Origin of the sequence: Iodobacter arcticus, assembly GCF_042664895.1 — a bacterium.
Lineage (GTDB): Bacteria > Pseudomonadota > Gammaproteobacteria > Burkholderiales > Chitinibacteraceae > Iodobacter > Iodobacter arcticus.
The window spans coordinates 12,624-26,030 of record NZ_JBHTBQ010000044.1; the positions used below are offsets into that span (position 1 = coordinate 12,624).

Annotated in this window: 14 protein-coding genes; 13 read left to right on the forward strand and 1 reads right to left on the reverse strand. The window is 49.5% G+C overall.

From position 1 onward, the window contains the following. Positions 1-2 precede the first annotated feature (2 nt). The 8 genes from lpxA to ACFQNF_RS17570 all read left to right on the forward strand — a co-directional run bounded on the left by lpxA (position 3) and on the right by ACFQNF_RS17570 (position 7,330). On the forward strand, positions 3-779 hold the full coding sequence (lpxA, locus tag ACFQNF_RS17535) for an acyl-ACP--UDP-N-acetylglucosamine O-acyltransferase (protein ID WP_380189205.1): 777 nt from the start codon (positions 3-5) through the stop codon (positions 777-779). Between the two features lies 1 nt (position 780). Next, the gene (lpxB, locus tag ACFQNF_RS17540) at positions 781-1,953 is read left to right on the forward strand and encodes a lipid-A-disaccharide synthase (protein WP_380189206.1); all 1,173 of its coding nucleotides are present in this window, start codon (positions 781-783) and stop codon (positions 1,951-1,953) included. Between the two features lie 2 nt (positions 1,954-1,955). Next, positions 1,956-2,531: a ribonuclease HII gene (gene rnhB / locus ACFQNF_RS17545; protein ID WP_380189991.1), complete on the forward strand. Its 576-nt coding sequence runs from the start codon at positions 1,956-1,958 to the stop codon at positions 2,529-2,531. Positions 2,532-2,641: 110 nt separating this feature from the next. Continuing rightward, positions 2,642-3,502 (forward strand): flagellar motor stator protein MotA, encoded by an 861-nt coding sequence (gene motA / locus ACFQNF_RS17550; protein WP_380189207.1) that lies wholly within the window; start codon positions 2,642-2,644, stop codon positions 3,500-3,502. A gap of 28 nt (positions 3,503-3,530) precedes the next feature. Further along, the gene (gene motB / locus ACFQNF_RS17555; RefSeq protein ID WP_380189208.1) at positions 3,531-4,415 is read left to right on the forward strand and encodes a flagellar motor protein MotB; all 885 of its coding nucleotides are present in this window, start codon (positions 3,531-3,533) and stop codon (positions 4,413-4,415) included. Next, a complete protein-coding gene (locus ACFQNF_RS17560) occupies positions 4,412-5,131 on the forward strand; it encodes a class I SAM-dependent methyltransferase (protein ID WP_380189209.1) in 720 nt (239 codons plus the stop codon). The genes motB and ACFQNF_RS17560 overlap by 4 nt, the downstream gene beginning before the upstream one ends. Then, positions 5,119-6,540 (forward strand): HDOD domain-containing protein, encoded by a 1,422-nt coding sequence (locus ACFQNF_RS17565; protein ID WP_380189210.1) that lies wholly within the window; start codon positions 5,119-5,121, stop codon positions 6,538-6,540. Before ACFQNF_RS17560 ends, ACFQNF_RS17565 begins: the two co-directional genes overlap by 13 nt. A gap of 16 nt (positions 6,541-6,556) precedes the next feature. Continuing rightward, positions 6,557-7,330 (forward strand): TrmH family RNA methyltransferase, encoded by a 774-nt coding sequence (locus tag ACFQNF_RS17570; RefSeq protein ID WP_380189211.1) that lies wholly within the window; start codon positions 6,557-6,559, stop codon positions 7,328-7,330. A 10-nt stretch (positions 7,331-7,340) separates the two neighbouring features. Here ACFQNF_RS17570 and ACFQNF_RS17575 read toward each other — a convergent pair whose 3' ends face one another. Continuing rightward, positions 7,341-8,321: a carbonic anhydrase gene (locus ACFQNF_RS17575; protein ID WP_380189212.1), complete on the reverse strand. Its 981-nt coding sequence runs from the start codon at positions 8,319-8,321 to the stop codon at positions 7,341-7,343. A 113-nt stretch (positions 8,322-8,434) separates the two neighbouring features. Between ACFQNF_RS17575 and ACFQNF_RS17580 the strand changes: the two genes are divergently transcribed. The 5 genes from ACFQNF_RS17580 (at position 8,435) to rfaD (ending at position 13,250) form a co-directional block, all read left to right on the forward strand. Then, positions 8,435-8,941, forward strand: a complete 507-nt coding sequence (locus ACFQNF_RS17580; protein ID WP_380189213.1) for a PilZ domain-containing protein — start codon at positions 8,435-8,437, stop codon at positions 8,939-8,941. Further along, positions 8,941-9,612 (forward strand): uracil-DNA glycosylase, encoded by a 672-nt coding sequence (locus tag ACFQNF_RS17585; protein ID WP_380189993.1) that lies wholly within the window; start codon positions 8,941-8,943, stop codon positions 9,610-9,612. Before ACFQNF_RS17580 ends, ACFQNF_RS17585 begins: the two co-directional genes overlap by 1 nt. Beyond that, positions 9,609-10,493 (forward strand): ROK family protein, encoded by an 885-nt coding sequence (locus tag ACFQNF_RS17590; protein ID WP_380189214.1) that lies wholly within the window; start codon positions 9,609-9,611, stop codon positions 10,491-10,493. The genes ACFQNF_RS17585 and ACFQNF_RS17590 overlap by 4 nt, the downstream gene beginning before the upstream one ends. Continuing rightward, positions 10,494-12,188 carry a glycoside hydrolase family 9 protein gene (locus ACFQNF_RS17595; RefSeq protein WP_380189215.1) on the forward strand — a complete coding sequence of 565 codons (1,695 nt, stop codon included), beginning with the start codon at positions 10,494-10,496 and terminating at the stop codon, positions 12,186-12,188. 66 nt (positions 12,189-12,254) lie between these two features. Next, positions 12,255-13,250, forward strand: coding sequence for an ADP-glyceromanno-heptose 6-epimerase (gene rfaD / locus ACFQNF_RS17600; protein ID WP_380189216.1), 996 nt, complete (start codon positions 12,255-12,257; stop codon positions 13,248-13,250). Positions 13,251-13,407 lie beyond the last annotated feature (157 nt).

Sequence of the window (13,407 nt, forward strand, 5' to 3'; positions counted from 1 at the left end):
ATATGTCTAAAATTCACCCTTCTGCCATTATTCATGATGGTGCCGAGCTTGCTACTGATGTAGAGGTCGGTCCTTTTTGTGTGATTGGGGAGCATGTGTCCATTGGCTCTGGTACCCGATTAGAAGCCCATGTGGTGGTTGACGGGCATACTCAAATTGGCAGCAATAATCGCATTTATTCGTTTTCAAGCATTGGCTGTGCACCGCAGGATAAAAAATATGCGGGCGAGCCAACTCGGCTCGTGATTGGCGACGGAAATACCATTTTTCAGAATGTCACGATTTCTACAGGTACGGCGCAGGATGATGGCGTCACGATGATGGGTGACGATAACTGGATTATGGCCTATGTGCATATTGCACACGATTGCAAAATTGGCAGCCATACCATCTTTGCCAATAACACTACGCTCGCTGGGCATGTCCATATTGGCGATTGGGTGATTCTGGGCGGCTTTACCACCGTGCACCAGTTTTGCAAAATTGCACCCCATGCCATGACCGCTTTTACTGCGGCTGTGGCGCAAGATGTGCCACCGTTTGTGATGGCGGCGGGTAATCGCGCCGTGCCCAATGGCATCAATAGTGAAGGATTAAAGCGCCGTGGTTTTAGTAGCGATGAAATTACCCATATCAAACGCGCTTATAAAGCACTCTACCGCCAAGGCCTGCCTTTTGCTGAGGCGCGTGCCGTGATTGAAGAGCAGTGCACCACTCAGCCAAAGCTGCAAGCTTTCCTCGATTTTTTTGCACAATCAACGCGCGGAATCATTCGTTAGTATGCAACGCATATTGAATACTCATGGCCGCCTACGTATTGCCGTCGTGGCTGGTGAATCTTCGGGCGATTTATTAGGCAGCCAGCTAATTCTGGCCCTGAAACAGCGCTTGCCTCATGCCGAATTCTTTGGAATTGCCGGGCCAAAAATGCAAGCCGCCGGTTGCACCTCGTTTGTGCCTATGGAAAAACTCGCGGTGCGCGGCTATCTGGAGGTGATTCGTCATTTGCCCGAATTACTACGCATTCGCCGGCAATTAAAACGACAATTGCTCGCGGATAAACCTGATTTATTTATTGGGATTGACGCGCCTGATTTTAATTTTGGCTTAGAAAAAGCTTTGAAACAGGCGGGTATTCCAACGATACATTATGTTGGGCCTTCTGTTTGGGCTTGGCGTTCGGAACGGCTTAAAAAAATCGGCCAATGCGTTTCGCATATGTTGCTGCTTTTTCCTTTCGAAGAAAAAATCTATCAGGAAGCGTCTATTCCCGCCACTTATGTGGGGCACCCTCTGGCAGAGATTTTTCCTGCGGTGCCCGATCAGCTTGCTGTACGCGAAGTGCTGGAAATTCCAGCACAAAAAGCTGTGTTTACTTTGTTGCCGGGTAGCCGCCAAAGCGAAGTAGAAATGCTGGCTGCTTTATTTGTGGAAACAGCAAGAAAGCTGCTTGAGCGTTATCCAAATGCCTTGTTTTTAGTGCCTTTTGTGACGCGTGAAACACGCTTGCTATTTGAGCAGGAAATCTGGAAGCAGGGCGCACAAGCGCTGCCGTTTCGCTTGATGTTTGGTCATGCGCATGAAGCCATGCAGGCGGCGGATGTGATTTTACTGGCGTCTGGCACGGCAACACTGGAAGCCATGATGTCGCGTCAGCCTATGGTGGTGACTTATCGTTTGTCGTCGCTGACTTATCGCATGGTCAAAAGAAAACTGCGTCTGCCTTATGTCAGTTTGCCAAATGTGCTGGCGGGGCAGTTTATTGTGCCTGAGCTATTGCAAGATGATGCAACAGCGGACAACTTGGTGCAAGCCATCAGTAATTTATACGATGACAAGCGGTTTGCTACGCGTTTAAGCCAACGCTTTGCCGATTTGCATCTGAGCCTGCGCTGCGGTGCTGCTGAACGAGCGGCAGATGCGGTGTGCTCAGTATTGGGAGCGAGGGCGTGAGTTTGATTTGTGGTGTTGATGAGGCAGGTAGAGGCCCTTTGGCGGGCGCGGTGTATGCGGCTGCAGTGATTCTGCCCGCCCAATATGATTTGCCCGGTTTAAATGATTCCAAAAAACTCACGGCGCGTCGTCGTGATGTGCTTTTTGATTTAATCCAGTCTTGCGCTGTATCTTGGTCGGTAGCAACCGCCTCGATTGAAGAAATTGACGAGTTAAATATTTTGCACGCCACCATGCTGGCGATGCAGCGTGCTGTTGCTGGCTTATCTGTTGTGCCTGATGAAGCTTTGATCGATGGCAATCGTGTGCCTAAGGGTTTAACTGTGCCAGGGCGTGCGATTGTTGGGGGGGACGCCTTAGAAGCGTGCATCTCTGCTGCATCGATTTTGGCCAAAGTCAGCCGGGATAGAGATGTAGAAACCTTTGAGGTTTTATATCCCGGCTATGGCTTTGCCCAGCATAAAGGCTATCCCACTGCCCAGCACTTAGAGGCGTTAAAGCGCCTTGGTCCTTGCCCTGTGCATAGAAAAAGTTTTGGTCCGGTGATCAAGGCTTATGCACAAGCGTCTCTTTGGTAAATCAGACTTTTCTGTTTAATTCGCTTTGATTAGTTGTGGCGTTCTATTCAATATTCTAATATGCAGTCAGAGTAAGTTATTTTATATAGTTATCACAGGGAAGCTGACGCATGTTCGTCATTATTGGCTATATTTTTATGTGTGTTTGTATTCTGGGCGCTTACGCCGCTCACGGCGGGCATTTGGCCGTATTTTGGCAACCATCAGAAATTGTTATTATTTTCGGTGGTGCTATCGGTGCGATGATTGCTGCTCAGGGTGGAAAGGGGATGAAGCAAACCGTCGCAGCCCTGCCTTTACTGTTTAAAAACACGCCGTATACCAAGCCTTTTTTCATGGATTTATTTGCCATGATGTTTGAGATTCTCTCAAAAGTGAGAAAAGAAGGTTTGATGTCGATTGAAACCGATATTGAAGACCCACATTCCAGCCCGATTATTTCTAAATACCCCTCAATTGAAAAAGACCATCATCTCACTGAGTTTCTCTGCGATTACCTGCGATTAATGGTGGGGGGGAATCTTAATTCCATGGAGATTGAAAATCTGATGGATGTGGAATTAGACGCTCATCATGCCGATGCACACGTTGCCGTTGATGCGATTACCAAATTAGCCGATGGTCTACCCGCTTTCGGTATTGTGGCGGCGGTTATGGGCGTGGTGCACGTGATGGGTTCTTTACACTTACCTCCACCTGCCTTGGGTGAGCTAATTGGTGCCGCGCTGGTGGGAACATTTATGGGGATTTGGTTGGCGTATGGGTTTTTTGGTCCATTGGCGACGGTATTGGAAAAACAAAACGCCGCGACGAGTATTGCTTTTCAGTCAGTGAAAGTCACCTTGTTGGCCAGCTTGAATGGCTATGCTCCGCAAGTAGCGGTTGAATTTGGTCGTAAAGCACTCAGTGGTAGTGATCGACCTAGCTTTAAAGAGTTGGAAGAGCACGTTAAGAGCGCCAAAGGTAAGTAAAACCGCATTGATTTTAAGGTAGCCCCAAATGAGCGATGATTCACAACGCCCCATTATTGTAAAACGCATCAAAAAAGGCGGTCATGGCCATCATGGCGGTGCCTGGAAAATTGCCTATGCCGACTTTGTAACGGCGATGATGGCCTTCTTCTTATTGATGTGGTTATTAGGCTCGGTTTCTAAGGGGACTATGAAGGGGATTACCAGTTATTTTGCTAACCCGCTTAAAGTGTCGATGTCGGGTGGGGACGGTGCGGGCGACGCTACGTCTTTAATTAAGGGCGGCGGGAATGATTTAACCAAGCAAACGGGGCAGGTTAAAAAAGGTGATCCTCCTTCAGAAGCGGTTAAAGACAAAAAACGTCTATCAGAGTTAAAACAAAAGTTTGAAGCTTTGATGGATAACAAAATCAAAGCAAACTCGAAGCTTGCTCAATTTAAAAACCAATTAAAATTGGATATGGTTGCGGAAGGCTTAAGAATTCAAATTGTAGACGAGCAGAATCGGCCGATGTTTAAATCTGGTAGCTCGGATTTGGAGTCTTTTAGTCGGGACATGTTGCGGGAAATTGCAGAGTTTTTAAATGAAGTCCCTAATGCGGTTTCGTTATCAGGGCATACCGACTCTTCCCGTTTTGCCGGCGGAGATGAAGGCTATAGCAATTGGGAGTTGTCTGCGGATCGTGCAAATGCCTCTCGCCGTGAATTGGTAGCGGGTGGTTTGTCTGATAAAAAAATATTGCGCGTGAATGGCTTTGGCGATGTTGTGCCGCTTGATAAGGGCAATATCTACAACCCCGTTAATCGGCGGATCAGTATTGTGGTGTTAAACCATGATGCGGAAGACAATATTCGTCAGCAGGCAGGAAAGAGCCAGGAAGAAGTTGCTCCTGTGAAAAAGACAGATCAATGACGCAGGCATTGCGTTTTGCCATCATTCAATTATGCGCAATGATGATGGCTGCGCTGATGGTCAGTGTTTTTAAATGGCCCGCATTGCACTGGGCCATTTTAGTTGCTCTTTTGTCTTTATTTGGGGCTTTGCGCTGGCATGATGGAAAATGGTGGCGATTTATTCACTTGGCATTTCCGTTTTTATTATTGCTGGGTTTCCATTTCTCGATTGATCCGCTTTGGTATCTGGCGGCACTCCTATTGTGCTGGATGATTTTTGGCGGCGTATTGCGTAATCGGGTCCCCCTTTATTTAAGCAATGCACGTGCATTAGAGCGATTGGCGGAGCAGGTTCCAAAAGGCGCGCGTTTGCTCGATTTAGGCGCAGGCACCGGCACGGTACTGGCTTGGTTTGTTCACCACCGGCCTGATGTGCAAGTCGATGGGATTGAGTTTTCATGGCTTCCTTGGTTGCTTGGCCGCATTCGTTTAGCCAATAGCAAAGCGGGCTGGCGACATGGCGATGCTTTTGCCGCCGATTTAGCACTTTATGATGTGGTTTACGCTTATTTATCCCCTGAGCCCATGAGCTTGCTTTGGACAAAGGCACAAAAAGAAATGCGTCCGGGCAGCCTGTTAATTAGCAATAGCTTTGATATTCCCAATGTGCCACCTGAGCGCGTATGTAATATTGGAGATTGGAAAGGCAGCCGACTTTTAGTATGGAAAATCTAACCCCAACAGCAGCAACAAGTAATGTCGCCTGGCTTGCCTATTGGGCGCGGCGCGGCCTGCCTATTTTGCAATCAAGCCGTGAACAATTACTAGCGGCCTTGCGCCGCGCAGATCGTCTGCATCCTTCCGATTTAGCCGATATTGTTTTAAAAGATCCGCTGCTTACCGCGCAAGCACTGCGTTATATTAATCAGCGGCAAAAAAGCAGCTTAGCGGCTGATATCACCACGATTAATGGCATTGTGATGCTGATGGGTATCGCCCCCTTTATCGAGCACTTTGCCCGAATGCCTGTGCTGGAAGAGGTTTTGCAAAGCCATCCCCGAACCATTGCCCGCATTCATAAGCATATTGCGGATAGTCGTTTTGCTGCAAAAATGGCGCGTGAGTTTGCTGGCGAGCGTTACGATGCGCATTTAGACGAGGTTTTTGTTTCTGCCTTGTTTAGCCACGTGCCAGAAATACTTGAGCTATTAGCGCACGATACCGACCCTTCCGCGCCACGTGGCCGGGATCAACCTCATTCCTTACTGGCAGCTTGGTCGTTGCCGCCATCTTTAAGTGCATTGCTCGCCAATACGGGCGGTGAAGTCTTATCTAGACAGGCTTTGCAGCATGCCACATTGCAGCTGGCTCATTTGCTTGACCGAGGCTGGTGGCAGCCAGATGTAAGTAGCGCGCTACAAATCATGGCAGAAATACTGGGCACCAGCGTTGATGATGTTTGGCAGCGAACGAACCGCCTGATGTTGCAATACGCCCGCACTGAGCCGCAAAAACAAGGCTGGCCCGCTGCGCGCTGGTTGCCTATGCTGCCAGGCGAATGGCCGCAGCCTGTTGTGGCCACACAGGCATCAGCGCCGGCGGCCCCGGCAAAGCCCGAAGTGATCAAGCCTGAAGTAGATGTTCTTGCTGAGCGGATGCAGGCTTTGCATCTGGCAGGGGCGCAAGGTGCGCCAGCTAACCAGATTATGGGCTTGGCCGTGCGTGCTTTGGCCGAAGGGCTGGGCATGAAGCGTATTTTATTTGCTTTGCTGGTTGCCGGAGAAAACGCCATCAAGGCGCGTTTTGCTCACGGTATTGAGGCAAATGATCCTGCGCGGCAGCTCCATGTCAAACTGGATGAGCCGCATCTGCTGACAAAACTGATGCTCAAGCAGCAAAGTATTTGGCTAAATTCTGGTAATGCCGCGAGTTTAGAGCCCATATTGCCTACTGGATTTCGCGCCCAAATTGGGCCGGAAGATTTTTGTGCTATGTCGATTTTTGTAGGCGATAAGGCGGTAGGCATTATTTATGCAGACCGGCGAGGAGGGGATCTCCTTGCGGATGCTCACTATCAACATTTTAAGCAGATTGGCTTGCTAACCAGCCGCGCTTTATCTCATCACCCCGCTCAGCCCCGCTGATTGTTTTAGGTTATTTATGCTTGTTATTTCTTCACGTCAGAATCCTTTTTTTAAGTCTTTATTAAAACTGTCTTCCAGCCGTCGTGAACGACGTAAAACAGGGCAAACCCTGCTGGATGGCACGCACCTTTTACTTGCGCTGGCCGATGTGGGCGGCGAAGTTGAAAAAATTATTCTGACTCCTGCCGCGCTAGATAATCCGGAAGTGCTCGCCGTATTGCGGCGCTTTACGGCCGAACAATGTGTTTTAGATGAAGTATTGTTTGCTGAGCTAAGCGATTTGCCCAGCACCACCGGCATTATGGCGCTCTACTGTATCCCTGCTGCCGCTGCGGCTAAGACTAACGGTTTTTGCGTATTGCTGGACGGAGTGCAAGATCCTGGTAACGTAGGGACGATTTTGCGCACTGCAGCGGCTTTTGGTGTTGATCAGGTGCTGCTGGCCGATGAATGCGCCGATATCTGGTCGCCTAAAGTGTTGCGTGCAGGGATGGGCGCTCATTTTGTTTTAGAAATGCTTGAGCACACAAACTTGCCTGCTTTTGCGGCCGAGTTTGATGGTGATTTGGCCGTTACCGTGCTTGAGCAAGCGATTGCACCGTATCAAGCGAATTTGGTGGGTGATTTAGCCTTGGTTTTAGGCTCTGAAGGCGCGGGGGTCTCGCAAGCGATGCAAGAAATGGCCAGCTTACGGCTGACTATTCCAATGGGCGGGCAAATTGAGTCTTTAAATGTGGCAGCAGCGGCCGCCATTCTTTGCTATGAACGGCAAAGGCAGCTCGGTGCTTGATGGGGCGTGATTACATGCCTTCCATTACATTACGTGCATTGATTGCCTGAATGGGCCTTGCATTCATGGGGAACTCTTTCTGGAAACGAGCAATTTGCCTTGCCGAAATACTCAGTGGATTTTTCATGACCAGCCAACGCACGCCTTCAGAGCAGGGTGGCGTGGTCAGAGAACCCATAAAAGTATAAAAAGACTGGTCGAGTGGCAGTAAGGCAGCAGGGCTGTAGGTGAGTTTGTCAAAAGTACGTGTTTCATTATGCTCGCTAGGTATTTTGTCCCAGAACGCTTCAATTAATGGGTTATCTTGCGCGCCCTGTTGAATCAATGCAGCAACCACGGCTAATTTTCCCTCTTCACTTTTATGTACTAAATGCGCCACCATTGGATAGCGAAGGCCACCAATGGCTTCTTCGCTGGGAGTGTGAAAGTGAAATTGCAAAAGTTGATATTTGCTGCCTAATGCTTCAATAAAGCTGCCGGGGTCGATATTCAGTTGGATCGTATGCCCATTATTAATGACCGTTATTTTTGTCATGCCATAGCTGAATTTTATCTTATCCATTTCTTGCGCATAACTGGTGGTGATATTAATGGGGGATTGCTCTTTTCCTTCTGCACACAGGGCGAAAGAAGGGCTCATGCTTCCCCAGTTGTTGGGTCCAGTCCGGCCCCCTTCATAGCCCCAATGCCCGCCTGCATGCGGTGCAGCGTGATTTGCGGCTGCTGTGCCGTGCCCCGCCGTGGGGGGCTTGTGTTTTTTAGCGGCAGGGCGAGGGGCGCTTATGCGGGGAGGAATGCCGTGCTTGCCTGCGGGTGCCGTATGTGGGGCGGGCGGTGCAGGCTCCTCATGACTGGCAGTTGGGGCATCATGCTTGGTTTTAGGTGCTTCAGGGCTTGCCTTTGCAGGGGCTTTGGCGGGCGCATCATGACTTGGCTCGCTGGCCGAAACGAGGGGAAAAGCTAGGCTTATCATGAGGACAAGATAGCGCATGGTGTAAGTTCCAATTCAATAATGTCATGGGTCTTTTTGAAAGCTTAGCTGTCATCTGCGAAAAGACAACGTTGTCGCGTTATAATTTATAAAAACAACCTAGGTTAAACCCTATGAATCAGCTTCCTGTTCCTGATGGTGTGCATTTTTCGGCCCATTTGCCCTTGGTGTGGCATGGCGTGTGGCAGCAAAGTGCTTTTGAGGCTACGCGATACCTTGCTGTTTTGGCCGAGTTTGAATCCACAAGTGATGAGCGAAGCCATGCGCAAGACGCCTTGCATGCCAAGCTGGATTTGATGCTGCTTTGGACTGCTAAAAATGCCAGCCATAATCTGCCTGCAGCTAAAGAAGTCGTGATTGGTTTAGAGACGATCTCTTGGCGTGATGTGGCTGCCTTGCCTGTGGGGGCGCATGGCGCGTTGGCAATCAGTCTTTCGCAAGTATTGCCTTTTTCCCTGCAATTACCTGCCGAAATTGTTGCATGCGTGGGAGCGGATCAAGCGTATACAGTAACGGCCCGTTTGTTATTAAAAGAAGAAGCCTTACGGGATTGGTTTGAGCGCACTGTTTTCAGAAACCATCGCCACATTGTGCATGCCGAGCGCGGAGCACAAACGTGATGACGTTGCCTGCCGCATGGCAGCCTTTAGTGAGTGATGTATTGCAAAGTGCAAAGTGGCAGCAGCTGGGTACATTTTTAGAGGCTGAACTTGCTGCAGGTAAGCTGATTTATCCCAAGCCATCGCAATGGTTTGCCGCGCTTGAATATATGAAGCCAGAGCAGGTCAGGGTGGTTGTGCTTGGACAAGATCCCTATCATGGCGCGGGCCAGGCGCATGGCTTAAGCTTTTCTGTGCCCATTGGCGTTAAGTCGCCGCCATCCTTAGTCAATATCTTTAAAGAAGTGGCGCGCGATCTAGGCCACAACCCACCTCAGCATGGGAATCTGGAAGCATGGGCGGCGCAGGGTGTTTTGTTGCTCAATTGTGTGTTAACCGTTGAGGCCGATAAAGCCGCGTCGCACGCCAGACAGGGCTGGGAAGTGCTGACCGATGCTTTAATTAAGTCACTAGCTGCACAACACAGCCATATCGTATTTATGCTTTGGGGCGCTTATGCGCAAAAGAAGCAAGCCTTGATTGATGCCAATCGGCATTGCATCTTGTGTTCAGCGCATCCTTCGCCGTTATCGGTCTATCGCGGCTTTATTGGCAATGGACATTTTTCCGCGGCTAATCGCTATCTGCTCGCTCAGGGCAAATTAGCTATTCAGTGGGAAATTAACGAGTGAGCCATCTCTTAGCCTTTGATATTGGCGGCACACAAATTAAATACGGCATCGTTAGCGACACGGGTGAAGTGCTTTATGCTGAAGTTCAAAATACCTGCGCGGCAGATGGCGGCCCCGCTTTATTGTCCAGATTGCTGGCTTTAGCCCAGCCCTTGATTGCCCAGTATCAGCCGATTGGTATTGCCATTAGCAGCCTTGGCCTGATCGAGCCTCTTCGTGGTACGGTGCTTGGTGCCGCCGAAGCCGTGCCGGATTACCCCGGAATAGCGCTGATCCCTACATTCGAAAACGCTTTTGGCTTGCCTACAACGGCAGAAAATGATGTGAACTGTGTAGCACTGGCCGAAGGCTGGACGGGCGCAGCACAAGGCGTTCAAGATTATCTGGCGATTGCCATTGGCACAGGGATTGGTGGTGGTATTGTTTTGGGCGGGCGCTTACATCGTGGCCATCGCGCCGCAGCCGGTGAGTGGGGCTATATGAAGATCGGCGGGCAGATTTGGGAATCGCAAGCGTCGATGTCGGGCTTGGTGCGCAGCGCAGAAGCCACAACAGGAGGGGCTGGATTAAATGGCAAAGTGATTTTTGCTCGCCTAGATGCTGGGGATGCCCTGATGCAAAAGGTGGTGGCTGAGTGGTTAGATCTACTCGCTACGGGGATTGCCAATTTAATCTACGCCTTTAATCCAGAAAAAATTGTATTGGGCGGCGGCATTGCAGGGCGCGGCGAGCTTTTTTTGAGCGCTATTCGCAATGCTGTTGATCAACAACTTTTACCCGATTTTAAAACAATGACCAAACTGGCACTTGCAACTGCAGGTAATCATGCGGGGATGCTGGGTGCTGTACGTAACTGGCTGAATACACACGGGGGCGCGTAAATGAAAATATTATTGAATCACCTTGGTTTTGAATTGGCAGGGCAAAAAACCGCCATTATTGATGCGCCTACTGATTTTGCAGCACGCCATTTTAGCGTGTATCACGCAGAGAGCCGCGAGCTGGCTTTTGCGGGTGAGATCAAGCAAAGCGGCGGCGTAGATCATTGGGGCGAGGGGAGGTGGCATTACTGGACGGCTGATTTCTCTTCCTTAGATGTTGAGGGTGAGTATTTTCTAGTCGTTGATGGCATCAATCCTCCTTTTGCCTCGCATACTTTTAGCATTGCTAAAAAGCTATTTTCTGAGCAAATCCTGTCGGATGTCGTGCATTACATCAAAGGCCAGCGTTGCACTGGTTTGTATGACGAAGCCGATCGTAGTCGACCTAAGTGGGGGAGTGAAGAGCGCCGAGATGTGCACGGTGGTTGGTACGATGCGTCGGGGGATTGCTCTAAATATCTGAGCCATTTGTCGTTTGCCAACTTTATGAATCCGCAGCAAACACCGCAAGTGGTGTGGAATTTGCTCGACGGCTTGGCGCAGTTGCCGCCGCAATCCAAGTGGTTTAATGAAAGAATCGTCGACGAAGCCTTGCACGGCGCGGATTACCTGCTGCGTATGCAAGATCCGGCGGGTTATTTTTATATTACCGTATTTGATCAATGGTCTAAAGACGAAAACCGGCGTGATATTTGCGCTTATGAAACGCAAAAAGGCGAGAAGTTTGCCAGCTATCAAGCGGGCTACCGTCAGGGCGGTGGCGTGGCGATTGCCGCTTTGGCGCGCGCATCGGTTTTGCAGCGTGATGGCGAGTTCAGTCGTGCTCAATATCTGCAAGCAGCGCAGCGTGGTTTTGCCCATCTTGAGCAGCACAATCTTGAATACTTAGATAATGGCGTTGAAAACATTATCGACGATTACTGCGCCTTGCTGGCGGCTTGCGAATTACTGGCAGTGAGTGGCGAAGGGATTTATGCAGATGCCGCTGCACGGCGTGTTTTAAATCTATTGGAACGACAAACGGCACAAGGTTGGTTTAAGGCCGATGCTGCTGGGGATCGTAGTTATTTTCACGCTGCGGAAGCGGGCCTGCCTTATATCGCGCTGATGCGCTTTATCGAAGTTGTGCCTGGCTCGCCTTTAGTTGGGCGGATTCGCGAAGTGCTGCGCTGTGCTTTTGAGTATGAATTCAAAATCACTTTTGCCAGCGCAAACAATCCCTTTGGCTATCCACGGCAGTTTGTAAAGCAAGCTGGCGAAACAGGACGCGAGCAGTTTTTTATTCCGCATGACAATGGCACTGGCTATTGGTGGCAGGGCGAGAACGCTAGGCTAGGCTCGATCGCGGCAGCTAGCTCACGCGCACAAACGCTGTTTGCTAGTGAATCGCCCCTAGTCACACAATTGGCAAAATACGAGCAAGCTGCGCTGGATTGGCTGCTAGGCGCAAACCCATTTGACGCCTGCATGCTGCAAGGTTGGGGCCGCAATAATCCACGCTATGAGGTCGGCTTTTATAATGCGCCGGGCGGAGTGTGCAATGGAATTACCAGCGGCTTAAATGACGAAAACGATATTGATTTTAAAAAGTCTGAAATAGCCACCATGGCCAATAGCTGGCGCTGGACAGAGCAATGGATGCCGCACGGCGCTTGGCTGTTCTTGGCGCTCAGCACGAGAATTGGCAAAGATTAAATGTAGGGTGGGTAAGCGTTTTATCTTGCCCACGCTTTAATGACGATGATTTGAAAGGAAAACAAAATGGCAATAGTAGTTACCGGAGCGGCCGGTTTTATCGGCTCAAATATTATTAAGGGACTGAATGCGCGCGGCGAAACCGATATTATTGCGGTGGATGATTTAGCCCTGCCAGATCAATTTAAAAACCTGGTCGATTGCCAAATTAGTCATTACGCCGATAAAGAAGATTTCATTTCTGATTTAAGCGAAGGGCGTTATGACGGCGAAATTACCGCCATTTTCCACGAAGGCGCTTGTTCGGACACGATGGAGCATAACGGCAAGTATATGATGGATAACAACTATCAATATACTTTGGCCCTGTTTGATTGGTGCCAAGCTGAAGAAGTGCAATTCTTATATGCATCCAGCGCGGCCACTTATGGCAATGGCGATAATGGCTTTATTGAAAGCCCAGATTGCGAAGCGCCTTTGAATGTTTATGGCTATTCCAAGCTTTTATTCGATCAAGTGCTGCGCCAGCGTATGAATGAAATTACCGCGCAGGTAGTGGGCTTTCGATATTTTAATGTGTATGGTCCACGCGAACAGCATAAAGGCCGCATGGCTTCGGTGGCTTTTCATCATTTCAATCAATACCGTGAACACGGCAAAGTGAAATTGTTTGGTGAATATGGTGGCTATGCCAACGGCGGGCATACCCGCGATTTTATTTCGGTAGAAGACGTCGTTAAAGCCAATTTATGGTTCTTAGATAATCCCGATGTATGTGGAATTTATAACCTAGGTACGGGCAAGTCACAGCCATTTAACGATGTCGCATTGGCTGTGGTCAATACCTGCCGTGAGCACGAAGGCAAATCAGTACTCACTTTGGAAGAAATGATCGCTCAGGGCGTACTGGAATATATTGATTTTCCAGATTCGCTCAAAGGTAAGTACCAAAGCTTTACCGAGGCCGATACCACCTTGCTAAGGGAGTCTGGCTACGACGAAGACTTCCTTACGGTAGAAGAGGGTGTTCGCCGTTATGTCGAAGTATTGCTAAGCAAGTAAAGCCGAGCAGCCGAGCAGTCGCTCGGCTTTTTTGGCGCACCCCTTTGTTTATAGCACTTCAATAACTGTTTTTTGCATTTCAACCCCAGCTTTTAGCAGCTTATCGCTTACACCTATCTACTCGCCATTTGGCCCATTACAGTGAGCTTATCGACAG

Bases quoted from the DNA above. Each gene is read 5' to 3' on its own strand.
- ACFQNF_RS17565 (WP_380189210.1), top strand. From the start codon at position 5,119: ATGGAAAATCTAACCCCAACAGCAGCAACAAGTAATGTCGCCTGGCTT.
- motB (WP_380189208.1), top strand. From the start codon at position 3,531: ATGAGCGATGATTCACAACGCCCCATTATTGTAAAACGCATCAAAAAA.
- ACFQNF_RS17595 (WP_380189215.1), top strand. From the start codon at position 10,494: ATGAAAATATTATTGAATCACCTTGGTTTTGAATTGGCAGGGCAAAAA.
- lpxA (WP_380189205.1), top strand. From the start codon at position 3: ATGTCTAAAATTCACCCTTCTGCCATTATTCATGATGGTGCCGAGCTT.
- lpxB (WP_380189206.1), top strand. From the start codon at position 781: ATGCAACGCATATTGAATACTCATGGCCGCCTACGTATTGCCGTCGTG.
- ACFQNF_RS17580 (WP_380189213.1), top strand. From the start codon at position 8,435: ATGAATCAGCTTCCTGTTCCTGATGGTGTGCATTTTTCGGCCCATTTG.
- ACFQNF_RS17575 (WP_380189212.1), bottom strand. From the start codon at position 8,321: ATGCGCTATCTTGTCCTCATGATAAGCCTAGCTTTTCCCCTCGTTTCG.
- ACFQNF_RS17560 (WP_380189209.1), top strand. From the start codon at position 4,412: ATGACGCAGGCATTGCGTTTTGCCATCATTCAATTATGCGCAATGATG.
- motA (WP_380189207.1), top strand. From the start codon at position 2,642: ATGTTCGTCATTATTGGCTATATTTTTATGTGTGTTTGTATTCTGGGC.
- ACFQNF_RS17585 (WP_380189993.1), top strand. From the start codon at position 8,941: ATGACGTTGCCTGCCGCATGGCAGCCTTTAGTGAGTGATGTATTGCAA.
- ACFQNF_RS17570 (WP_380189211.1), top strand. From the start codon at position 6,557: ATGCTTGTTATTTCTTCACGTCAGAATCCTTTTTTTAAGTCTTTATTA.
- rfaD (WP_380189216.1), top strand. From the start codon at position 12,255: ATGGCAATAGTAGTTACCGGAGCGGCCGGTTTTATCGGCTCAAATATT.